This is a genomic window from Mycobacterium sp. SM3041 (genome assembly GCF_039668335.1).
Classification (GTDB): Bacteria; Actinomycetota; Actinomycetes; order Mycobacteriales; family Mycobacteriaceae; genus Mycobacterium.
In genome coordinates this window covers 12,679-35,493 of sequence record NZ_JAYXBQ010000038.1, presented here as the reverse complement: position 1 = coordinate 35,493, position 22,815 = coordinate 12,679, and the positions used below count along the sequence as shown (strand labels likewise).

Annotated in this window: 23 protein-coding genes; 15 read left to right on the top strand and 8 right to left on the bottom strand. The window is 65.7% G+C overall.

Annotated elements, in window-relative coordinates:
• Nucleotides 1-2: 2 nt before the first annotated feature.
• The 4 genes from VXD91_RS10670 to VXD91_RS10655 all read right to left on the bottom strand — a co-directional run bounded on the left by VXD91_RS10670 (nt 3) and on the right by VXD91_RS10655 (nt 4,762).
• Nucleotides 3-1,067 carry a prenyltransferase gene (locus VXD91_RS10670; protein WP_346415382.1) on the bottom strand — a complete coding sequence of 355 codons (1,065 nt, stop codon included), beginning with the start codon at nt 1,065-1,067 and terminating at the stop codon, nt 3-5.
• Between the two features lie 4 nt (nt 1,068-1,071).
• Nucleotides 1,072-1,788: a class I SAM-dependent methyltransferase gene (locus VXD91_RS10665; protein WP_318985618.1), complete on the bottom strand. Its 717-nt coding sequence runs from the start codon at nt 1,786-1,788 to the stop codon at nt 1,072-1,074.
• Nucleotides 1,782-3,002, bottom strand: coding sequence for a glycosyltransferase family 4 protein (locus tag VXD91_RS10660; protein ID WP_318985678.1), 1,221 nt, complete (start codon nt 3,000-3,002; stop codon nt 1,782-1,784). Before VXD91_RS10660 ends, VXD91_RS10665 begins: the two co-directional genes overlap by 7 nt.
• A 164-nt stretch (nt 3,003-3,166) precedes the next feature.
• Nucleotides 3,167-4,762: an FAD-dependent oxidoreductase gene (locus VXD91_RS10655; protein WP_318985617.1), complete on the bottom strand. Its 1,596-nt coding sequence runs from the start codon at nt 4,760-4,762 to the stop codon at nt 3,167-3,169.
• 194 nt (nt 4,763-4,956) lie between these two features.
• On the opposite strand from VXD91_RS10655, the gene VXD91_RS10650 reads away from it, so the two are divergent.
• Nucleotides 4,957-5,544, top strand: coding sequence for a TetR/AcrR family transcriptional regulator (locus tag VXD91_RS10650; protein WP_318985616.1), 588 nt, complete (start codon nt 4,957-4,959; stop codon nt 5,542-5,544).
• 210 nt (nt 5,545-5,754) lie between these two features.
• Here the strand turns inward: VXD91_RS10650 and VXD91_RS10645 are convergent, their stop codons facing one another.
• Nucleotides 5,755-6,057, bottom strand: a complete 303-nt coding sequence (locus VXD91_RS10645; protein ID WP_346415380.1) for a hypothetical protein — start codon at nt 6,055-6,057, stop codon at nt 5,755-5,757.
• 447 nt (nt 6,058-6,504) lie between these two features.
• On the opposite strand from VXD91_RS10645, the gene VXD91_RS10640 reads away from it, so the two are divergent.
• The 10 genes from VXD91_RS10640 (at nt 6,505) to VXD91_RS10595 (ending at nt 16,039) form a co-directional block, all read left to right on the top strand.
• Complete coding sequence (locus tag VXD91_RS10640; RefSeq protein WP_346415414.1) at nt 6,505-8,046, top strand: FMN-binding glutamate synthase family protein; 1,542 nt, start codon at nt 6,505-6,507, stop codon at nt 8,044-8,046.
• A 124-nt stretch (nt 8,047-8,170) separates the two neighbouring features.
• Entirely contained in the window at nt 8,171-8,443 is a 273-nt protein-coding gene (locus VXD91_RS10635) for a DUF4235 domain-containing protein (protein WP_318985614.1), read from the top strand.
• A 115-nt stretch (nt 8,444-8,558) separates the two neighbouring features.
• A complete protein-coding gene (locus tag VXD91_RS10630; protein WP_346415378.1) occupies nt 8,559-10,640 on the top strand; it encodes a catalase in 2,082 nt (693 codons plus the stop codon).
• 160 nt (nt 10,641-10,800) lie between these two features.
• On the top strand, nt 10,801-11,370 hold the full coding sequence (locus tag VXD91_RS10625) for a CsbD family protein (RefSeq protein WP_346415377.1): 570 nt from the start codon (nt 10,801-10,803) through the stop codon (nt 11,368-11,370).
• 26 nt (nt 11,371-11,396) lie between these two features.
• Nucleotides 11,397-12,065 carry an IF2 family translation initiation factor gene (locus VXD91_RS10620; protein ID WP_346415376.1) on the top strand — a complete coding sequence of 223 codons (669 nt, stop codon included), beginning with the start codon at nt 11,397-11,399 and terminating at the stop codon, nt 12,063-12,065.
• Between the two features lie 112 nt (nt 12,066-12,177).
• Nucleotides 12,178-12,396 (top strand): hypothetical protein, encoded by a 219-nt coding sequence (locus VXD91_RS10615; protein WP_346415375.1) that lies wholly within the window; start codon nt 12,178-12,180, stop codon nt 12,394-12,396.
• A 68-nt stretch (nt 12,397-12,464) separates the two neighbouring features.
• Complete coding sequence (locus tag VXD91_RS10610; protein WP_346415374.1) at nt 12,465-12,968, top strand: SRPBCC family protein; 504 nt, start codon at nt 12,465-12,467, stop codon at nt 12,966-12,968.
• Between the two features lie 10 nt (nt 12,969-12,978).
• Entirely contained in the window at nt 12,979-13,599 is a 621-nt protein-coding gene (locus VXD91_RS10605; protein ID WP_346415373.1) for a hypothetical protein, read from the top strand.
• 63 nt (nt 13,600-13,662) lie between these two features.
• On the top strand, nt 13,663-14,898 hold the full coding sequence (locus VXD91_RS10600) for a CaiB/BaiF CoA-transferase family protein (protein WP_346415372.1): 1,236 nt from the start codon (nt 13,663-13,665) through the stop codon (nt 14,896-14,898).
• A complete protein-coding gene (locus VXD91_RS10595; protein WP_346415371.1) occupies nt 14,891-16,039 on the top strand; it encodes a thiolase family protein in 1,149 nt (382 codons plus the stop codon). The genes VXD91_RS10600 and VXD91_RS10595 overlap by 8 nt, the downstream gene beginning before the upstream one ends.
• On the opposite strand, the gene dmpG is transcribed toward VXD91_RS10595, so the two are convergent.
• The 3 genes from dmpG to VXD91_RS10580 are packed head-to-tail and all read right to left on the bottom strand — an operon-like array spanning nt 16,036 to nt 18,118.
• Nucleotides 16,036-17,043 carry a 4-hydroxy-2-oxovalerate aldolase gene (gene dmpG / locus VXD91_RS10590; protein WP_346415370.1) on the bottom strand — a complete coding sequence of 336 codons (1,008 nt, stop codon included), beginning with the start codon at nt 17,041-17,043 and terminating at the stop codon, nt 16,036-16,038. The two genes, VXD91_RS10595 and dmpG, sit on opposite strands and share 4 nt — an antisense overlap.
• Nucleotides 17,040-17,495 carry a hypothetical protein gene (locus tag VXD91_RS10585; protein WP_346415369.1) on the bottom strand — a complete coding sequence of 152 codons (456 nt, stop codon included), beginning with the start codon at nt 17,493-17,495 and terminating at the stop codon, nt 17,040-17,042. The genes dmpG and VXD91_RS10585 overlap by 4 nt, the downstream gene beginning before the upstream one ends.
• On the bottom strand, nt 17,492-18,118 hold the full coding sequence (locus tag VXD91_RS10580) for a TetR/AcrR family transcriptional regulator (RefSeq protein ID WP_346415368.1): 627 nt from the start codon (nt 18,116-18,118) through the stop codon (nt 17,492-17,494). Before VXD91_RS10580 ends, VXD91_RS10585 begins: the two co-directional genes overlap by 4 nt.
• Before the next feature lie 79 nt (nt 18,119-18,197).
• Here VXD91_RS10580 and VXD91_RS10575 point away from each other — a divergent pair, with 79 nt between their 5' ends.
• The 4 genes from VXD91_RS10575 (at nt 18,198) to VXD91_RS10560 (ending at nt 22,660) form a co-directional block, all read left to right on the top strand.
• A complete protein-coding gene (locus VXD91_RS10575) occupies nt 18,198-19,712 on the top strand; it encodes a bifunctional 3-(3-hydroxy-phenyl)propionate/3-hydroxycinnamic acid hydroxylase (protein ID WP_346415367.1) in 1,515 nt (504 codons plus the stop codon).
• Entirely contained in the window at nt 19,709-20,578 is an 870-nt protein-coding gene (locus VXD91_RS10570; RefSeq protein ID WP_346415366.1) for an alpha/beta fold hydrolase, read from the top strand. The genes VXD91_RS10575 and VXD91_RS10570 overlap by 4 nt, the downstream gene beginning before the upstream one ends.
• Nucleotides 20,575-21,558, top strand: coding sequence for a VOC family protein (locus VXD91_RS10565; RefSeq protein WP_346415365.1), 984 nt, complete (start codon nt 20,575-20,577; stop codon nt 21,556-21,558). The genes VXD91_RS10570 and VXD91_RS10565 overlap by 4 nt, the downstream gene beginning before the upstream one ends.
• Nucleotides 21,559-21,631: 73 nt before the next feature.
• Nucleotides 21,632-22,660, top strand: a complete 1,029-nt coding sequence (locus VXD91_RS10560) for an amidohydrolase family protein (protein WP_346415364.1) — start codon at nt 21,632-21,634, stop codon at nt 22,658-22,660.
• The last annotated feature ends 155 nt before the right edge of the window (nt 22,661-22,815 follow it).

The following is a 22,815-nucleotide window of genomic DNA, read 5'->3' as shown; positions in this document are numbered from 1 at the left end:
CGTCAGCGGGCCGCGCAGGCGCAGTCGAACGCGCCGTGCAGTCCGCGAGGCAAGTCGTCTCCGCGGAAGATGCCGCTGGCCGGCGTTGTGCGTGACAGTGCGTCCGCAGCCAGCACCATCGCGGCACCCGTCCAGGTGCTGCGCTCGACCGGCCAGCGTTTGCCGTCGGCGTACACCAGGCCGGTCCAGTAGGACCCGTCCTCTTCCCGGAGATGCTGCATGTTGGCGAACTGTATGCGGGCCCTGGCTGATTCGCCGATTGCGTCGAGTGCCATCACCAACTCACAGGTCTCCGCACCGGTGACCCAGGGCCTGTGATCGACACACCGGATGCCCAATCCGGGTACCACAAATTCGTCCCAGCGGGCGGCGATACGTGCGTGGGCCGCGGGCCCTCGGACCGCGCCGCCGAGCACGGGGTAGTACCACTCCATCGCGTGGGTGTCCTTGGCGTTGAAAGCCTCTGGATGTTCGGCGATCACGTGTCCCAGCCGACCGAGCGCAACTTCCCACTCGGGCTGTGATTCGTCGAGGTACCTCGCGAGCGCCAGCGCGCACCGGATGCTGTGATAGATGCTCGCGCACCCGGTCAGCAAGGCCTCCTCGATTACGCCCGAGCTACTGGCCGCCCAGGCGATTTCGCCGTCGCCGAACTGCATCGACAGCACGAGGTCGATCGCTCGACTGACTACCGGCCACATCTCGACCGCGAAATGCCGATCGCGGGTGACCATCACATGATGCCAGACACCGGTAGCTACGTAGGCACAGAAATTACTGTCAGTGTTGGGGTCTTCGACGACGCCCCGGCGGATTTGGATCGGCCAGGATCCGTCGGCTCGCTGTGTGGTCCGGCACCATTCGAACGCGGCCCGTGCGGGCTCGATCAGGCCCGCGGCGGACAGCGCCATGGCGTTTTCGACGTGGTCCCACGGGTCGGTGTGCCCTCCGACGAACCAGGGGAGAGCCCCGTCCGGTTCCTGGGTCTCGGCGATGGATTTCGCGGTCAACAGACATTGGTCCGGCGTCAAAACCCCTGGAACACCGGGAACTTCATGACACCGCACGGATCTAGGCCGCCGGCTTCTGAAAATACAGTGCGATGCTCTTGCCGATCAGCGGGTTCAGCGCATCCTCCGCCACGCGAGTCAGCCACGGCTTGGACATCATGTCCCATACCAGCAACTTGTGATACGCCGCTACAGCCGGATGATCCGGTTTATCGACTCCCACAGCACATTTGAGCCACCAGAATGGTGAGTGTAGGGCGTGTGCATGGTGCTGATGCTGAAACCGCATGCCATGGACCTCGACTTTTTTCAACAGCTCGTCGGCCCGGTAGATCCGGATGTGTCCACCTTCATTGGCGTGATACGCGTCGGACAGCAGCCAGCAGATCTTTTCGGGCATCCAGCGCGGCACTGTGATGGCGAGCAGGCCGCCGGGTTTGAGCACTCGAACCAACTCACCGATGGCTCGATCGTCCTCGGGTACGTGCTCGAGGATCTCCGAGGCGATAACGCAGTCGAATTCGCCGTCTCGGTAGGGCAATTCGAGGGCGTCACCCTTTACGACTTCGGCTTTTGCTCCGGGCGGGGCCTCTCCTTGGTCGGCCATCGCCTGCAGGATGGCGTCGACGTTGTTGAGCTCCTCGCCGTCCTGGTCGAACGCCACCACGTCGGCGCCTCGACGGTACGCCTCGAATGAGTGCCGGCCTGCGCCGCAACCGACATCGATGACGGTTGTCCCAGCGCCGATCTTCAGGCGGTCAAAATCTACGGTCAGCATATTGCCCTCTCGTATACCGAAACAGTCTGCTCGGCAACCGATTCCCAACTGAAGACAGCCTCGGCCCGACGTCGTCCGTTCGTACCGAGCCGGGCCAGTTCCGCGGGCGAACCGAGCAGTTCGCCGAGCACTGCGGTCAGCTCGCCGACGTCGCCGGGCGTCACCAACCGGGCGCAGTCATCATCGGCGCCCAACACCTCGGGCAGCGCTCCGGCGCGGCTTGCCACGATGGGCGTTCCGCTGGCCATGGCCTCCACCGCAGGCAGGGAGAAACCTTCGTAAAGCGAAGGAATGCAGGCGATTTCCGCAGATGCCAGCAACGTGGCGAGTTCCTCATCGGCGAGCCCGCTGGAGATCGTCACGATGTCCGAGATGCCGAGTTCGGCGATCAGTTTCTCGGTGGGCCCGTTGGGGTCGAGCTTGGACACCAACTGCACGTCGAGTTCGTGATCCGCGCGCAACCGAGCCACGGCGTGCAACAAATGGCTGACTCCCTTGAGCGGCACGTCTGCACTGGCAATGGCGATGATCCGCCCGCGCAGCCTGGTCGTCCGCGGGCGGAACAGTTCTGTGTCCACACCGAGCGGCACGACGTGTATCCGGCTGGGCTGCACCCCGAAATCGGCCGCGATGTCAGCTGCGGACGCCGTCGACACCGTCAGCAGTTCAGGAATCTTGCAGGCCACCCGCTTCTGCATCTGGACGAAGCCATACCACCTGCGCACCAGTGGCTTTCGCCACCATTGGGCAGCAGCTACGTCGACCATCCGATCCCGGGTGATCGGATGGTGGACTGTCGCGACCACTGGTAAACCGACTGCCTGCACAGCGAGCAGCGCCGAACCCAGGCTCTGGTTGTCGTGCACCACGTCGAACTCGTCACGGCGAGCGCGAAGCAGGCGCGCAACGCGCATACAAAACGTGCGTGGCTCCGGGAACCCCGCAGTCCACATGGTCAGCACCTCGAGCACGTCGACGAGGTCACGGATTTCTCGGATGTGTGGCACGCGGAAAGGATCAGGCTCGCGATACAGGTCAAGGCTCGGGACCTTGGTGAGCCGTACTCGCGGGTCCAGTCCTTCGGGGTAAGGCTGGCCTGAAAACACCTCGACTTCGTGGCCGGCTTCGACCAAGCCGCGGCTGAGGTGGCGGACGTAGACGCCTTGGCCACCACAGTGGGTCTTGCTGCGGTAGGACAGCAGGGCGATGCGCATATCAGTCCACCATCGATTTGATCCGCGCCGTCGGGCGACAGAATCTGGACACCTGTCCAGACTATAGTTTGATCGTCTAGATTCTGCAACGACGGCAACCGAAGCTCGACTGTGTGTTCTGGACTTCACCCGCGTCGTACCGCATCGTCGGCATCAGTCGGCGGTCACTCGCAGGACTGTGCTGCGGCGACCATCTCATGCAGCGAGACGAGTTTCGATCGAGGTCGTCCTGCGGCCTGTCCCCGCTCGAGTTCGGTGGCGTCAATGGACTGCCAGCCGGCCCAACTCAGCCGGTCGACACCACGTTCCATCAGCAGGTCCAGCAACGCATCCCGCTGGGGCACTTCCTGTTTCAGCTTGCCCGCGTTGAAATCCTCCCAAAGCGCCGCTACTGTCTCCGCAGCGCACGTCCGGTTGCTGCCGATGACGCCACGCGGGCCGCGCTTGATCCACCCCGCGACATACACTCCCGGAACCGGTGACTGCGCGTCGTCGTGTACTCTGCCCGCTTTGTTGGGCACGATGCCGCGTTCCGCATCGAACGGCAAGCCTGCGATGGGCTTACCCCGATACCCGATGGACCTCAACAACAGTGACGTCTCCAGAACGTCTCCGTCTTCGAGTCGCAGTGCGGTAACGCGTTCGGAGCCAGTTACTTCCAGTGGAGTTGCGCCGAACCGGAATATGATGCGCTTATGTCCTGGAGTACGGGCACGTCCTGCGTACTCGCGTGCGACCGCAATCTTGTACGACGACTCAAAGTCGCTCGCCGCACTGTCCTCCATGGCGTCACCTTCGATGACCACGTCCACACCCGGCAGATGCCCGAGCGCCAGAAACTCGCTGACTGAGAAGGCGGCATTGGCGAGCCCACGCCGACCCAGGATCACGACTTCTTCAATACCGCTGTCTCGCAGGGCTTTCAAAGCATGCTCGGCAATGTCGGTGTTGGTCAGTGCGGTCTGATCCATCAGGAGCACCCGCGCGACATCCAGCGCGACATTCCCGTTGCCGACGATTACTGCGCGACCACCGGTCAGATCGAAGTCATGAGCCGTGTGATCGGGATGGCCGTTGTACCAGCCGACGAAATCTGCAGCCGGGTAGCTACCTGGTAGTGCCTCCTGGGGCAGCCCGAGTGCACGGCTGTCGGACGCTCCCACCGCATAGATGACGGCGTGGTGAGCGGCCACCAGCTCATCGTGTGAAATATCGCGGCCGACTTCGACATTGAAATGACAGCGCAATTGCTGGCGGCCGAAGGTCGCGTTGAACATCCGAACCACCGATTTGGTTCGCTGGTGATCCGGTGCCACCCCGGCGCGAATCAACCCGAACGGCGTCGGAAGCCGCTCGAACAGATCAACTTCCACGCCGTCGGTGGCGATCAGCTCTGCGGCCGCGTAGCAAGCCGCCGGGCCAGAACCAACCACCGCCACACGCAACGAGCCGGCCGGCACCGGCATCCGACGCGCAACCTCGGGACTGTTCTCGGCCCGCAACGGATTGCGTTCGAAGTATTCGGCGTTCAGCTCTTTGAACCGGGCCAAGTGTGGCGGCAGGTCCTCCTCGTAATAGATGGCATCGACGGGACATTCGTCGAAGCAGGCGCCGCAGTCGATGCAGCTTTCTGGGTCGATGTAGAGCATCTCTGCCGTGTCGGCGCCGCCCGATCGGTGGACCGGGCGGATGCAGTCCACCGGGCACGCGGCGACGCAGCTCGCATCCTTGCAGCAGTTCTGCGTGATCACGTACGCCACGGTTGCACCTTCCGCCGACCTGTCATTGACCCGTGGAAATATACTGGACAAGTGTCCAGTATCGCCAGACTAGGTGGGCGGCTTTTGGCCGTGGGCGCCGTGCGTTGTCTATCGAGACGTGGGGGTATTGCCTGTCTATCAGCGAAATTAACCGCAGGATTGCGCCGCATGCGTCTCTCGGATAAACTGGACATATGTCCAGCACATCGATGCTGCATGACGGATACTGGCATGATCCGGATCGCCGACATGCGATGATGCAGCGACGGGTGTTCGGTGCGGCCACAGCATTGCTCGATGAGGTGCCCCACGCGAGGAAGTTGCCCACAGCGCCCGAACTTGCCCGCCGGGCCGGGATAACTCAGTCAACGCTGTGTGCCCACTTCCCATCGGTCGATGCAGTGTTCGCGGGGCTCTACCTCGATCGAATGAGGCGCCTGCCGCTGACGGTTGATCCGACGATGCCCCCACGCCGCCGTGTTGGTGAACAGTTGCGGATGATCACTCTGCTCTGCGCGGACCAGCCTGACCTTGCGTTGGCGTGCAACAGGTCCCTACTGAGCGACGACGGTACGGTACTCGATATTCGGATCCGGATCGGTGAAGAGTTGCACCGGCGGATAGCCGCCACGGCGGGCAGTGGGGCCTGGCCGGAAGTCGTTGCGGCCCTCCAAACGATGTTCTGGGGAGCGCTGCTTCAAGTCCAAACGACGCGGTTGACCTGCCAGTCGCTGCTCGCCCGACTCGACACCATGGTCTCGCTCATACTCGCCGACGACTGAGCGATCCGAAAACTCTCGTTGGTTGTGTCACCTGGTCGTCGGAATGGCGCAATAGCTGTTTGTCCACCGGTCTCTGGGGCATCGGCCACGGCTCTGAAAACATCCAGTGTTGGCGGACAGGAGATCGCACCCGGGCCTCACGCCGAATAATTGACCGTTGATTCAACTATCAACCTGCAAATTGCGGTTCAAATACTCTGCCGCCATCTTTCATTGTTTGCAGTCGAGATCCACGTACGCAGTCTTGTACCGAACGAGATTGCCGACGTTCCCGGTTGGGCCTCGCTGTATCCAGGAGTGCTTGACAGCGGTGCCCTTGCGCACCGCGATAACGGTGCATTGCTCGATAGGTGCGTTGCCGATCTTGTTGAGTATCGGTCGAAGTCCTCGCGCTTCCAGATCGGCGATCGTGGCCTGGGCCGATGCCCGTACCTCGGGCGCGGCCAGCGCCGACGCCGACGAGCCCAAACTCAATGCGATCGCCACAGATGCAACCACGAGGCTCTTGGTCATACCGACGCCCACAATTCAATTCCCTTCCAGAATTCACGACGGATTATCTGCTTTTATCTTAGAATTCGATTCTAGCCAGGATCGAATGCGTGTCGAGATGCTCATACGTGACGCATAAAGAGCGCCTTGTCAAATTCATATTTGATTCACAACCATTTCCGACATTGCCAGGTCATGGCGGCCGCATAGGGGTCGGCCGACTGTCTTGCACCTCGACGGCCGACGCGGTCAGGAATGTCCCGTCCACCCGGACGAACGCCTCTGCCGGCGATGCCGTCGGCACACCGCGCGGCTTGTCGCACCGGATCCACAGGCAAGCGGCGCCTGAAACGGCTGATTCTGGGGTATGAGGCCGACAGTGGTTCGTCGGATAAGAGGGTTGGTGTGATTCGGTTCGGAATCGTCGCGGCGTTGGTCGCCGTTGCGGCAGGCCTTGCCGTGACTGCGCTGTTCGGTGGTTGGGTGTGGTGGATTGCCGCGGTGGCAGTAGGTGGGCTGGCCGCCGTCGGCGTCTTCGACGTGACCCAGCGACGTCATTCGGTGCTGCGCAACTACCCGGTGATCGGGCACATCCGGTACCTGCTGGAGGCGGTGCGTCCGGAACTGCAGCAGTACTTCATCGAACGCAACTTTGACGGCCGGCCGTTCGACCGCGACATCCGTTCGCTGATCTACGAGCGGGCCAAGGGGACGGCGGCCGAATTGTCGTACGGCACCGAACGCGATGTCGACGAGGCCGGGTACGAGTACCTGGTGCACTCGACCGCGCCGGTGGAGCCCCCGCCGGAGCCCTACCGGGTTCGTATCGGAGGCCCGGACTGCACCCGGCCCTATGACATGGCACTGCTGAACGTGTCGTCGATGAGTTTCGGGGCGCTCTCGGCCAACGCGTTGAAAGCCCTGAATGCCGGGGCGCGACGGGGCGGCTTCGCCCACGATACGGGCGAAGGCGGCTTGACGCCCTACCACCTCGGAGGCGCGGATGTGGTGTGGGAGATCGGGTCCGGCTATTTCGGCGCGCGCACCGCCGACGGACACTTCGACCCTGACCAGTTCGCCGACAAGGCCGCACACGATGCCGTCAAATGCGTTTCGCTCAAGCTGAGCCAGGGTGCCAAACCGGGCGTGGGCGGTGTGCTGCCCGCGTCGAAGGTGAGCAAGGAGATCGCCGAATATCGTGGGGTGCCCGCGGGGGAGAAGTGTGTGAGTCCCGCTGCGCACTCGGCGTTTTCGACGCCACGCGAGCTGGTGCAGTTCGTGGGTCGGCTCCGCGAACTGTGCGGCGGCAAGCCGGTGGGATTCAAACTGTGCGTGGGCTCCCGAGTGGACTTCTTGGCCATCTGCAAAGCGATGCGCGCCGAGGGGGTGACTCCCGACTTCATCATCGTCGACGGTGCCGAGGGCGGAACGGCCGCTGCGCCACTGGAATACGAGGACCACGTCGGGCTTCCGCTCACCGATGGATTGATGACGGTGCACAACGCACTGGTCGGTACCGGTCTGCGCGACGTCATCCGCATCGGCGCCAGCGGCAAGGTAGCCGCGGGCAATGACATCATCAAACGGCTCATTCAGGGCGCCGACTACACCAACGCTGCGCGCGCCATGATGATGGCGATCGGATGTATCCAATCGCAGCGTTGTCACACCAATCACTGCCCGGTCGGGGTCGCCACTCAGGACCCGCGACGGGCGCGAGCTCTGGACGTCGACGACAAGAGCGCCCGCGTGTATCGCTACCAGAAGGCCACTGTCGAGCAGGCAATGAAAATCATGGGCTCGATGGGGATCGCCGATCCGGCAATGCTGTCGCCGCATCTGCTGCGCAAGAAAGTCTCGGCCACCCAGCAGGTCTCGTACGCGGAACTCTACGAATGGTTGGCGCCCGGTGAACTCATCGAGCAGGCGCCGGAAAGCTGGGCCTTCGACTGGGCGGCCGCCGATGCCGATTCGTTCCGGCCCATCGTGCGATCTCGGCGAGTGTCCTGACGCCTCCACGCCTTTGGCGTTGGGCTGCCGCCGAGACGTGTGGCGATTGACGTGGCCGCACTCGGGGTAACTCTCAGCCACGGCTCGGATCAGTCGGGGGCCGTCAGATATGCCAAGGAGAACGATGAGCAAGTTATCGAAGTCGCTGTATCTGCCGCTGTCGGCTGCGTTCAGCGTGGTGGGCGGCCTGGTGGCCGGCAAGGTCTTCAGTGTGCTGTGGGAGCGGATCGACGACTCGGGCGAGGGACCTCCAGACCCCAAGGATCTGAACCGCTCGGGCAGCCAGGCGTTGTTGGCCGCGGGTGTGCAGGGCCTGGTCTTCGGCCTTGTCAGAGCGGCCGTGGATCGAGCAGGGGCACGCAGCTACCGCGCTGTGGCGCACGAGAATCCGGTGTAAGGGCGACGCGCAACGAAGAAGTTTGCATCGCAGCGGGTTTGGGTATGGGGTTCTGAGGCTCGGGGCAGTCCCGTGCGCTTGGTTGTAGCGTTTCTCGTTCCGTCAGGAGACACCCATGCCCCCTCGCCGCAAGCGTGACCAGTCCGCCCCCGCCGGTGTCGGCCCTGCGGGAACGCAGGGCGACGAACCGGCGCGCGCCCAGTCGGGGCAGTTCCTGACGACGAGTCAGGGACTGCGCCTGACCGACACCGACCATTCCTTGAAGGCAGGTCCCCGCGGCCCGTCGCTGTTGGAGGACTTCCATCTTCGCGAGAAGATCACCCACTTCGACCACGAGCGCATACCCGAGCGCGTGGTGCATGCCCGCGGCGCTGCGGCGCACGGGGTCTTCGAGTCGTACGGCACCGCTTCGTCGTTCACGAGAGCAGCGTTCCTGGGACGCAAGGGGACGACCACCGACGTCTTCGTGCGCTTCTCCACTGTGCTGGGATCGCGCGGTTCTGCCGACACGGTGCGTGATACCCGCGGCTTTGCGGTCAAGTTCTACACCGACGAAGGCACATTCGATCTGGTGGGCAACAACATCCCGGTCTTCTTCATCCAGGACGGCATCAAGTTTCCCGATGTCGTGCACGCGGCCAAACCGCACCCGGATCGCGAAATCCCCCAAGCACAGTCGGCACACGATACGTTCTGGGACTTCGTCTCCCTGCACACCGAGGCCACCCACCACGTCTTCTGGAACATGAGCGATCGCGGCATTCCGCGCTCGTTCCGAACCATGGAAGGTTTTGGTGTACATACCTTCCGGCTGACGAACGCGGCCGGCAAGACCAGCCTGGCCAAGTTTCACTGGAAGCCGGCCGCCGGCGTGCATTCCCTGGTGTGGGAGGAAGCGCAGATCGCCGCCGGTGTGGACCCGGACTTCCACCGCCGCGATCTGGCCGACGGGATCGAAGCGGGCGCCTTCTTCGAATACGAACTGGGACTGCAGATTCTGCCCGATGACGGCACCGACACATTCGAGGGCATCGACCTGCTGGATCCGACCAAACTCGTGCCGGAAGAACTGGCGCCGGTCCAACTGGTCGGCAAGCTCACGCTCAACCGCAACCCCACGAACTACTTCGCTGAGACCGAACAGGTCGCTTTTCACGTCGGTAATCTGGTGCCCGGCATCGAGCCCACCAATGACCCACTGCTGCAGGCCCGCCTGTTCTCCTACGTCGACACCCAGCTCACGCGCCTGGGTGGCCCGAACTTCACCCAGCTGCCCATCAACCGGCCCCATTGCCCGGTCAACGACATGTTGCGCGACGGGATGCATCAGACGGCGATCCACACCGGCCTGGCGCCGTATCGCCCGAACAGCATCGACGGTGACGAGCCTCGCCCAGCGGAAGCGAAAGATGGTGCCTACGTCCACTTTCCGCGACGGATCGAGGGAGAAGCGGTCCGCGCACAGCCGGCCTCGTTCGACGACCACTTCAGCCAGGCGACCCTCTTCTATCGCAGTTTGAGTGCGGTGGAACAGTCACACCTCGCCGACGCCTTCATTTTCGAATTGGGCAAGGTCTACGAACAAGGCATCAAAGAACGCGAACTGCAGGTGCTCGCCAACGTCGATTCCGCGCTCTGCGAAAAGGTCGCGGCTGCGCTCGGGCTGCCGGCACCGAAAGGCCGGCCCGCCGAAGATGTTCCGTTGTCACCGGCGTTGGCGCAGGTGACAACGGAACCAGGACCGATCGTCGGCCGGAAGATCGGCGTTCTCGCCGATGCGGGTTCAGACCTCGCGGGCGTGGCCAAACTCGTGAAGGCCGCGACCGCCGCAGGCGCGGCCGCCTTGGTCATCGCCCCGACCGGTGGGGTGTTGAAGGCCGGCCGTCGCCAGGTGACCGTGGACCGAACTCTGGCCACGGTCCGTTCGATCGAAGTCGACGCCCTCGTCGTCGCCGCGGGGACAGAACCGCTGCGCGACGCCAGGCTGGTCGTTCTGTTGCAGGAAACCTTCCGGCACTTCAAAGTTCTCGCGGCGTGGAGTGATGGCGACGCGGTACTCAAAGCGGCGAAGCTCCCGCTGAAGGCTCCGGGCGTCGAGCTCGGCGAGGATGTCGACAAGGACTTCATCGCGCGCCTGACGGCGGCACTCGGGCTGCACCGGGCATGGGACCGGGACACGAGTAACGCTCTCCGGTGATGCCGTCGCCGCCGCTCGCCGGAATGCCCGGGTTGATTCAAATCACACGTGCCCGATCGCGAGCCTCGATCGATGGTCCGTGCCTGTTCAGCGCGCTGTTCGCGCGCCAGGGGCGACCCTGACTCGCCGGAACGGTGTTTGAAGAACGCGCAAAACGAGCATGGCACAGGTCATGGGCGAACATGAGAAAGCTGATGAGGCACGTAAAGGCCTGATCGATTCGATCAAAGGCAAAACAAAAGAGATCGCCGGCGCAGTGACCGGCAACGATTCATTGACCGCGGAAGGGCAACTGGAGCAGGCCCAGGCGCGGGCCCGCAAAGAGGCCAACGCCATCGAGGCCGTCGCGGACGCCGAGGCCGACTCCGCCACCGGTCTGTTGTCTTCGGCGCACCATCAGGCAGCCGGTGCCCGAGGCGTGGTGCGGTCCGGTACCGAGGCCGCAGAGCAGGCAGCACGGGAGCAGCAGGTGTCCCAGGTCCAGCAGACAGCGCAGACGGCGCGTCATCGCGCTGCCGAAGAGCAGGTTCGCGCGAGCGTCGAGGAGCAGCGCGAGGAACGGCAGGCGGAGATCCGGGAAACGGTCGACACCGCGGCAGCCGGCCGGGAGGCGGGTGACGCGCTCGCCGAACATCGCGCCGCGCAGAAAGAAGCGGACGAAGAGCAAGCCGAGGCCCGTCGCCTTCGCGAACGCGCCGAGACCCTCACCGACCGAACCAACCTGCCCTGAAAGACTTTGACAACCAAGGAGATATCGTGAGCATCACCGAATTGCCGTTACAGGTTTTGCGAATGCAATACCGCCTGGCCCGGTTTCCGCTGCAGTTCATCGAGGATCGATGGATCGCCCGCTTGGACGCCGAAGCACCCGCTCGGCTGATCTATGAGCGATCACTTGGCGGGCTCGATGCTGCCGTCGGCGGAGTGCTCGGCGATTCCACGTTGCGCAGGCGGGGTGCGGCCCTGGCCCGGCGAAGCGAGGTCCGTGCCGAAGCGGTGGTGCGGAGCATGGATGCTGCCCAACGGCGTAAAGAGGCGGGCGCTCAGCTGGAGGACTCGCTGGCAGAGGTCGCGGACGACCGCGACGAAGCCGTGGCCGCCAAGCAGGACGCGGTGTCCGATGCCCGGGAGCGCGCGCAGCAGCGTAAGCGGCAGGCGGCGGAAGCGGCCGACAAGCGCATTGCCGAGGCCGCCAAGGCTAGCCGGGCCGAGGCCGATCGGAAGAAGGAAGCCGTCGAAGCCGCTGAACGGCAACGGCTGCAACGGATCAACAAAGCCGAAGAGAAGGCGGCGGCTGCGGCCGAAGCCGCACTTGAGGATGCCCGCGACAAGCGCGCCGCCGCGGCAGCCAAGCGCGAGCAGGCTGAGCAGGTCGAGGTGCTTGCCGACGCCGAGAAGCAGAACCGGCGGGCGGGTCGGGTCTGACGCGGAATCCCGACACTGGTTCCGGGCGCCGGACATGGGCGACTACGCCGCTGTCCGGCGCCCGGTCGTGCACTCCTGTTTGTCAACGGGGTCCCACGGGTAAATCCGCCCCATGAGCCACGATCCATTTTCCGCACCCGACGACGCCCGGACCCCGAATGCCGTCGTCCCGTCGAACCCGTCTGCGGCGGGTGAATGGGGTGTCGCGCCCCAAGGATCGCCTCAACCCGACGACGAGACGGAGCACACCATCAAGGTCGGCGTGGTCGTCTGGCTTCTACTGGCAACGGCACTGATCGTCTTCCTCGCGTACTTCGCCGTCCGTTCGTAGGGCCATAACGACAGTGGCTTCGTCGGCGGCACAGCGAAACGGGTCTTCAGGCTCTGAAAGGAAATCGCATGGCTGACAACGTGCTTGACAGCGGCCTGGCCGTGCGGCGGCACAGCACCGCGACCCGCCAGGAGGTCTGGAACGTCATCGCCGACGGCTGGACGTACTCCCAGTGGGTGGTGGGCAACAGTCGGATGCGCGCCGTCGACGCCGACTGGCCCGCCGTCGGCAGCCGCATCCAGCACTCGATCGGGGTGTGGCCGTTCCTCGTCAACGACGTCACTGAAGTGGAGGACTGCCGCCCACTGGAGGAGCTGGTGTTGCTCGCCAGTGCCGGCGTCTTCGGCCGGGCGCGCATCTTCCTTCGGTTGTCCGATACGCCGACCGGCGGCTGCCTCATCGAGATGGCCGAGGTGCCGGTTGGACTACCGATGCGTTGGATACCGGACAAGGTGGCCCTGGCGGCGGTCATGCCGCGCAACCGGGAGTGCACGCTGCGGCTCGCCGCCATCGCCGAACGCCGAACCACAACGAGCGACGATGCGGTGCGATCGGTGGGCGAGTCCGTGTGAGAATCGGGCCATGGGGCGTAGCGGGGGAAAGAGCCCGATCGGCAGAGTGATCGGGACGCTGTTCGGGTTCGGGATGTTGGCGCTGGCGGTCGTGATCTTCCTTGGTGCCAAGGACGACCCGGCCGAACTGATCCGATCGGGCGACGTGGTGACGCCCACCGAGCGTGTCCACGTCGTGTATCTCGACCGATCGCAGTCGAACATTCGTTGCACGGCAACGACATCTCGCGGCCAGACCGAGCCGTTGGAGCCGTTCACCGGGGCGCACGACGAGAAGCGATTCGGTGGCAAGCGGATTTTCCTGATCCCCAGGGGCAAGTACTACCGGGCCGTCGGCGAGTTGCCGCTCGACCGCGGGCCGGTGACCGTGCGGTGTCCCGGAGCGAGCCGGATCTGGGTGAGCGCGCCGCCCAGCGGCTGGTCGTGGCCCATCGTCGTCTTCGTCGCGCTCGGGGTGGCGTGCCTCGTGGTGTTCATTGTCGTGATGCTGCGCCGCCGGGGCGGGCAGAGCGGCGGACCGTCGTATCCCGCGCCGCCGCAACAGGGTTATCCCGGCTACCCGCCGCAGGGGTACCCGGGCTACCCGCCGTCCGGCTATCCCGATCCGGGCTATCCGCCGAACCCGAGGTAGCCGCTGCAGCCTCTGAATGGGCCCGCAGGCCGACCGCCGGCGGCGACATGGTTATGTGAGGACGTGACCGAAGCGCAGTCGCTGCCGCTGGCCGGGATCACCGTCGTCGCGATGGAGCAGGCGGTGTCCGCGCCGATGTGCACGCGTGTGCTGGCCGACTTCGGCGCCCGGGTGATCAAAGTCGAGAATCCCCGAGGCGGTGACTTCGCCCGCGACTACGACGACGTGGTGCTCGGCCAGGCGGCGCATTTCGTCTGGGCCAACCGAGGCAAGCAGTCCATCACCCTGAACCTCAAGTCCGACAAGGGCATTGCGGTGCTGCACCAGTTACTGGACCGGGCGGACGCCTTCGTCTCCAATCTGGCGCCGGGAGCCACCGCGCGACTGGGATTGTCACCGGAGGAGCTCGGCAAGCGGCACCCGCAGGTGATTCCCGTCGAGATCGACGGCTACGGGCCGGGCGGCCCGCTGTCCCAGAAGCGCGCCTACGACCTGCTGGTGCAGGCGGAATCGGGGTCGTGCGCGGCCACCGGCTTTCCGGGGATGCCGGCCAAGCCGGGCCCGCCCGTCGCCGATATCTCCACCGGTCTGTACTCGGCGCTGTCCATCATGGCGCTGCTGTTGGGCCGGGCCCGCGGGGTGTCGGTCGGTGCGGCGCCGGCGGTCGCGGTCAGCCTGTTCGACACGATGACCGACATCATGGGCTACCCGCTGACGTATACCCAGCATTCCGGCGTGAACCAGCAGCCGCTCGGGATGGCATCACCGGCCGTCGCGCCGTACGGCGCCTTCGCCACCCGCGATGGCCAGACGGTGGTACTGGGCACGACCAACGACCGGGAATGGCAGCGCCTGGCCAGGGAGATCATCGACCGGCCCGACCTCGCCGAGGACCCCCGATTCGCGAGCAATTCGGACCGCTGCGCGCATCGCGACGAGCTGCATGCGGCGATCGGGTCCTGGTGCGCCGAGCGCGATCTCGCGGATATCCAGCGGATCGCGGACGCCGCCGGTATCGGCAATTCTCGGTACAACCTGCCGAGCGAAGTGATCGCGCATCCGCACCTCAAGTCGCGCGACCGGTGGCGTCAGGTCGGCACCCCGAACGGCCCGATCGAGGCGCTGTTGCCGCCGCCGGTGATCAGCGGCCTCGAACTGAACATGGGGGCAATCCCGGGACTGGGCGAGCACACAGATGTGATACTCGGCGAATTGGGTTACCGCGCTGAAGATATCGCCGGCCTGCGGGCCGCCGGTGCCATCGGCGAGGTCTACGGATCAGGGAGCGACCATGCGTGAAGTCGTCATTGTCGAGGCCGTGCGAACCGCCGTCGGCAAGCGCAACGGGGGACTGGCCGGCCAGCATGCCGCCGACCTGTCCGCCGTGGTCCTGAACGAACTGATGGAACGGTCCGGGGTCGCTCCCGAGTTGGTCGACGATGTGGTGTGGGGCTGCGTCTCGCAGGTCGGCGACCAGTCCAGCAATATCGCCCGCTGGTCGGTGCTCGCCGCCGGCTGGCCCGAGTCGATCCCGGGCACCACAGTCAACCGGGCCTGCGGATCATCGCAGCAGGCATTGGATTTCGCCGTGCAGGCCGTGATGTCGGGCCAGCAGGACATCGTGGTGGCCGGCGGCGTCGAGGTGATGAGCCGGGTGCCGCTCGGTGCGGCCCGTCAGACCGGGCAGCCGTACGGGCCGAAAGCGCTTGCCCGGTATGACGGTTTCGGATTCAATCAGGGCATCTCGGCCGAGATGATCGCGAGCAAGTGGGGCCTGTCGCGAGCTCGGCTGGACGAGTACTCGGCACGGTCGCACGAACTCGCCGCGGCCGCACAGGATTCGGGCGCGTTCGTCACCCAGATCGTGCCGGTGTTCACCGAGGACGGTGGGGTGGTGCACGAGGACGAGGGCATCCGCCGCGGGACGACGGTCGAGAAGCTGGGCGGCCTCAAGCCGGCGTTCCAGGAGGACGGCGTCATCCACGCCGGCAACTCCTCCCAGATTTCCGACGGCGCGGCAGCACTTTTGGTGATGACGCTCGAGAACGCGCTGCAGCTCGGCCTCACCCCGCTGGTGCGGTATGTCGGCGGCGCGGTCACCGGTGCCGACCCGGTGCTGATGCTGACGGGTCCGATCCCGGCCACCGAGAAGGTGCTGCGCAAGACCGGCGTGCGGATCGGCGACATCGGCGTCTTCGAGGTGAACGAGGCGTTCGCCCCGGTGCCGCTGGCCTGGCTCGCCGATACCGGCGCCGACGAGGCGGCGCTCAACCCACTGGGCGGCGCGATCGCGCTGGGCCATCCGCTCGGGGCGTCCGGCGCGGTGCTGATGACCCGGATGATCAATCACATGCGCGACAACGGAATTCGGTACGGACTGCAGACCATGTGCGAGGGTGGCGGCACCGCCAACGCGACGCTGGTGGAGCTGGTCGCCTAGGCGCTTTCGGCGCGCGTGAGGTCCAGCGCAATGTCGACCAGCATGTCCTCTTGCCCACCGACGAGTCCGCGTCGGCCCGCTTCCTCCAACAGTGTTCGGGCGTCGAGATCGAAACGTGCAGCAGTGATCTCGGCGTGCCTCAGGAAACTCGAGTACACGCCCGCGTAGCCGAGCGTCAGGGTTTCGCGATCGACGCGGACCGGCCGCTCCTGCAGCGGTCGCACCAGGTCGTCAGCGGCGTCCTGCAGCGCATGCAGATCGCACCCGTGCTGCCAGCCCAGCTTGGTGGCCGCGGCGATGAAGACTTCCAGCGGTGCGTTGCCGGCGCCGGCCCCCATCCCGGTCAACGACGCGTCGACGCGGTTGGCGCCGTGTTCTACAGCGGCGATCGAATTGGCCACTCCCAGTGACAGATTGTGGTGGGCGTGGATGCCGATCTCTGTTGCGACGTCGAGGGTGTGGCGCAGTGCGTCAACCCGGTCGGCGATGTCGCGCATGGTCATCGCGCCACCGGAGTCGACGACGTAGACGCAGGTGGCTCCGTAGCCTTCCATGAGTTTGGCTTGATCCGCGAGCGACTGCGGGTCGGTCATGTGGCTCATCATCAGAAAGCCGACGGGGTCCATTCCCAGCTCGCGTGCGGCGGCGAGATGGCGTGCGGAGAGCTCGGCCTCGGTGCAATGGGTACCGACACGGACGACGGTGACGCCGGCGCGGTACGCCTCGCGCAGCCGGCGCACGGTACCGATCCCGGGCAGGATCAACGTCGCGATGCGCGCGCGGGACACCGCGGCCGCGACGGCGGATATCCACTCCAGGTCGGTGTGCGCGCCGAAGCCGTACACACAACTGGATCCACCCAGCCCGTCGCCGTGCGCGACCTCGATGGAGGCGACACCCGCGGCGTCGAGGGCAGTCGCGATCGCTACTGCCTGCGCGATGGTGTATTGGTGACGGACGGCGTGCATGCCGTCGCGCAGGGTGACGTCGCTGACGTAGATCATGTTGGTGCTCCGGCATTCTCATTGGCGACCTCGACCAGCGCGGTCACCTTGGTGCCCGTGAAGCTGCCGATTTCCGGGATGTGGATCGGGCCGATGCTCTCGAATTGCACGGCCTGTTTGAGCCGGAAGCCGGCTACCTCAGCGCTGATCCGGGCCACCGCGCTGTGGATGTCCCGTTCGATGGCGCCGTGGTCGGCGCCGCCGTCGACCAGGCAGTAGACGGTGTTCCGCGCCGACGCGGCGGGGCTGAGCAGTGAAATGGCCTTCGCATGCCGGGCGCCCGCGATCTGGACTGCGGCACAGGTGGTTTCGATGAGATCGTCGACGCCGGCCCGGATATCGGGGCCGGCGGAGCCTGCCGGAATCGATGACACGACCTCGGCGTAGGCCACGTTTGCCGATCTTGCGACGGCAGCGACGATCGGCGCGGTAACCCCGGCGCTCGCGGTCATTGCGCGTTCTCCGCGAGCATCCGGATCGCCGTGTCGTAGATGGCGTTGGCATGCATCTCGAACAACTCGAGCAGGTCCACCGAGTCGCCGCCCAGTTCCCGGACGATGAACAGACCGTCGGCACCCGCGATGGAGTAGTTCACCAACAGCCGGACCTGAGCGTCGGTGAGGCCGGGAGCCAGCTCGCTGAGTGCTTCCGTGAGCGATGTGGCGGCGTGCATTCGTGCCTGAAGGAATTGTGCACGGGCGCGCGGTTCCACCGGCCGGCGCTCCAGTGCGAGCATCAGCCCGAGGCGCAGGAAGTCCGGATGGTCGAGCAGGCCTTTCGCGAGCTGCCTGGCGAGGCCGATGACGCGTTCGCGCGGCTCGCCGTCGGCGGGGAGTTCCCAGACGCGCAGCCAGGTCTCGAAGCTGCGGTCGATGACCGCCGCCAGCAGGTCGTCCTTGTCTTTGAAGTGCCAGTAGATGGAACTGGCGGGGAGTCCGCACTTCTTGCTGACGAGCCCGATGCTGGTGCCCTCGTAACCGCGTTCAGAGGCAATCTCGTTGGCGGCGTCCAGGATTCGCTCACGGGACTGCTCGCCGTCGGCCCGTTTGCGACGGGCCTTGGGTGCTTCGGTCATCTTCGCTCCCGACTCTTGACTCTGTAGCGATCACTACATTACCGTAGCGATCACTACAGAACAAGTCCCGGAGGCCCCAATGAGCAGTGAAGACACCTACGACGTCGCCGTCATCGGGTATGGCCCCACCGGCGCCACCGCCGCCAACCTGCTGGGGCAGCTCGGCTTGAAGGTCCTGGTGATCGAGCGTGACCCGGACATCTACAGCCGGGCGCGGGCGATCTCCACCGACGAAGAGGTGCTGCGGGTCTGGCAGTCGGTCGGGCTGGCGGAACGACTTCAGCGCGACATGCTGCCGGGCCGCCCCGTTGCCTTTGTCGACGCCGACGGCCGCCCGTTCATCGAAACAGTCATCTACGGCCGCGGGTGCGGCCATCCGTCGCAGCAGTTCCTGTACCAGCCGGCAGTCGACTCGGTCCTCCGCGAAGGCGTGGCGCGGTTCGCCAACGTCGAGGTCCTCCTGGAACACGAATGCCTGCGGGTGGCCAACCGGACCGACGATGTCGAACTGCTGCTGGCCGACCTGCGTACCGACACGTTCAAGCGGGTGACCGCCCGCTACGTCATCGCCTCGGACGGTGGCTCGTCGGCGACGCGCGGCGTGCTCGGCATCGGGTACAGCGGACGCACCTACGGCGAGCGCTGGGTCGTCATCGACACCAAGGTGATCAAGGAATGGGATGCCCACGACCGCTTGCGGTTTCACTGCAATCCCGCGCGGCCGACCGTCGACTGTCCGACCCCGCTGGGGCATCACCGGTGGGAGTACCCCGCCAGGGCGGGGGAGGACGAGAAGTACCTCACCAGCGACGAGGCCGTATGGAAGGTGCTGGGCGAGCAGGGCATCACGCCCGACAACGTCGAGATCCTGCGTGCGGTCGTCTACAGCCACCACGTGCGGGTAGCGGACCGTTGGCGCGTGGGCCGCGTGTTCCTGGCCGGCGACGCCGCGCACGCCATGCCGCCGTGGATCGGCCAGGGGATGTCCGCGGGCGTGCGCGACGCCGCCAACCTGTGCTGGAAGCTCGCTGCGGTCCTACGGGGCCAGGCACCCGATGCACTGCTGGATTCCTATGCCGCAGAACGCAAGCCGCACGTCACCGAGGTCACCCGACGCGCGGTTCTGGTCGGCCGCATCATCACCGAGCGGAGGCCCTGGCTGGCCGCCATCCGCAACCACGTCGTGCGGGCGCTGACCGGGATTCCCGGCGCCAACGCCGTGGGGCAGAAATTCTGGTGGATTCCCGACGCTCACTACGACGACGGCTTCTTCGTGGCCGGGCACCCGGCGGTGGGCCGGCAGATTCCGCAGCCGACCGTTGACGGTGTGCCGCTCGACGATCTGCTGAGCGGCCGCTGGACGCTGCTGCACACCGGGGCCGTGCCGGCCGGGGCGACCGCCTGGGCCGCGGCAGGGGCCGCGACTCTGCAGACAACCGAACCGAGCCTCGTGCGGTGGCTGGCCGACCACAAAGCCGAATCCGTCGTGCTGCGACCCGACGGATTCGTCTACGCCGCAACCTCATCCGGCGGGTGGCTCCCGGGGCCGCCGGCCGGACTGAACCTCACCACCCTGACAGGAGCGCCCGCATGACCACCACCCGCACCGAACACACCGTCACCGTCGGCAACCGGAAGATCTTTGTCGCCGAAGCCGGTTCCGGCCCCGCGGTGATGCTGCTGCACGGCGGCGGCCCCGGCGCCTCCGGCGTCAGCAACTACTCTCGCAACATCGACGCGCTCGCCGAGCGCTACCGCGTCCTCGTCCCTGACATGCCCGGCTACGGGCGCTCATCGAAGCGCATCGACAAGTCTGATCCCTTCGGCTCGCTGGCCGACGCGATGCGGGGGCTGCTCGACGAATTGAGCATCAGCACAGCACATCTGATCGGCAACTCCTACGGCGGCGCCGCGGCACTGCGCTTGGCGCTGGACACCCCGGGCCGCGTCGGCAAGCTGGTGCTGATGGGTCCCGGTGGCATCGGCACCACCCGCGGCCTGCCGACCGCCGGCTTGAACAGCCTGCTGGCGTATTACGGCGGCACCGGTCCCAGCCGCGAGAAGCTGGCCGAGTTCATCCGTAATTACCTGGTTTACGAAGGTGATTCGGTACCCGCCGAACTGATCGATCTGCGCTACGCCGCATCGATCGACCCGGAGGTGGTGGCCGACCCGCCGCTGAGCCGGCCGTCCGGACCGTTCGCCCTACGGACGCTGTGGCGCATGGACCTGACCCGCGACTCGCGGCTGGCATCGCTGCAGACACCGACGCTGATCCTGTGGGGCCGCGACGACAAGGTGAACAAGCCCTCGGGCGGACCGCTGCTGCAGAACATCATGCCCAACGCCGAACTGGTGATGACCAGCCGCACCGGGCACTGGATGCAGTGGGAGCGTGCGGACCTGTTCAATCAGATCGTCGACGAATTCCTCTCGGACAACACGGTGTTCCGGCCATGAGTGTGTTCGGTCATGTCTCGCTCGGCTACCTGGTGGTCGAGACGGAGCGGTTCGCCGACTGGCGGCGGTTCGGCCGCGACGCGATCGGCATGCATCTCGATGACCTCGACTCGGACGCCACCCGCTTCCGGCTCGACGAACAACAATGCCGGTTCCTGCTGCGACGCGGACCGGCCGAGGACGTCACCACATTGGGCTGGCAGGTCGACGATCACGAGACCTTCGACGAGATCCTTCGCCGCGTGCACCGCTGCGGTGTGCCGGTCACTGTCGGGAGCGACGAGGAAGCCGCGCTGCGTGGCGTCGAAAGGCTGGTGCGGATACCCGGACCCAACGGGCTGGCGCAGGAGCTGTACACGCGGGCGCACATCGGCGGCCACCTGTCCGTCGCCGGAAAAGGTTTCGTCACCGATGAATTCGGACTGGGCCACGTGGCCGTCACCAGCACCAGGCCGCATCAGGTGCGCGGCTACTACAACGCGCTGCTCGACGCGCGGCTCAGTGACTTCATCGACGAGACGATGAGCGGGGTGAAGGTGAAGATCCGGTTCCTCCGGGTCAACCGGCGTCACCACTCCGTGGCCATCGCGGCGGTGAATCGGCTGCCGGTCAACCCGATTCGGACCCGTGTGCAACACCTCAACATTCAGGTCGGCGAGCTCGACGATCTGACGGACAGCTACCAGCGCGTGCGGGCCCTGGGATTCGACATGGCCCTGGGCATCGGTCAGCACACCAACGACCGCGAGCTGTCGTTCTATGCCGTCACGCCATCGGGTTTCGAATGGGAGGTCGGTTGGAACCCGCTGATCGTCGACGAATCGACGTGGAAGCCGATGACGCACCAGGGCATCAGCATCTGGGGCCACGAGATGCAGGCCAGCGTCGACAAGCTCGGGCAGTTCTCGACCGCAGTCAGGTCATTGCTGCACCGCGAAGACACCGTCCCGGCGCTCGCCGGGGTGGGGATCCCCGACTAGTCCCGGGATTTGTGCACGATTTTCCGCGGTGAGCGCGGAATATCGTGCACGAATCGCCGGAGGAGGAAACATCATGAACCGTATTGATACCCACCACCACATGGTGCCGCCCGACTACCGAAAGGCGTTGGACCAGGCGGGCATCGCCGACGCCGGCGGCCGGGCGATGCCGGACTGGTCCCCGGAAGCGTCCTTGGACACGATGGCCAAGCTCGGTGTCGCGACCGCCATCCTGTCCGTGTCCGCACCGGGCACCACGATGCTGCCGGCCGCGGCGGACGCGGCCGCATTGGCCCGCGATGTGAACGACTACAGCGCCGAACTCGTTGCCGCCCAGCCGGATCGGTTCGGGTTCTTCGCCACCTTGCCGATGCCACACCTGGATGCCTCCGTCGCCGAAGCCGTGCGCGCACTCGACGAATTGCATGCCGACGGAGTGTTCCTGCTCGCCAACAGTGTGGGGACCTACGTCGGCGCGCAGGGCCAGGACGCGTTGTTCGCGGAGCTCGACAAGCGTTCGGCCGTCGTCTTCATCCACCCCGCCGAGCTGCCCGGCCCCACGATCGACGGCGTGCTGCCGTTCGCCGCCGACTTCCTGCTCGACACCAGTCGAGCGGCGTACCTGCTCGTGCGCAACGGCATTCGCCGCCGCTACCCGAACATCCGGTTCATCCTGAGCCATGCCGGCGGCTTTGTCCCGTATGCGTCCTACCGCTTGGCCATGGGCATCACGAGTGATGTCGGCGGCAGCCCGGCCGATCACCTCGACGACTTCGCGAGCTTCTACTTCGATACCGCGCTGTCGTCCACGGCGGCCGCGCTGCCGTCGCTGCTGGCGTTCGCCAAGCCTGGTCACGTGACGTTCGGATCGGACTTCCCGTTCGCGCCGGTCGAGGTCAGCCAGCTGTACGCGGCGGGGTTGGAGTCGTACGGGGGATTGGACGACGCCGGGCGGCGCGCGATCGGCCGCACCAACGCGCTGGCACTGTTCCCGCGGCTGGGCAGTGCCCCGGCGCCGGCGGCTCCGTCGTTGGTTGCGCAGGCACAGCACGCCGCGAGCCGCGTGGTGATGCGGGGCGTCACTCGGCTATTGGCGCGGTAGGTCGTCGCCTCGCGCCAGCGGACCTGGCTGTGCATGTACTTCGGGCTGGGGTCGTCATCATGTGCTGACATCGTCTACGCATGATGACAATGTCAGCCGAAGATGACGGCTCTGGATCGCAAGTGCTGCAGGAGAGCTCGACACGCCGAAGCGAT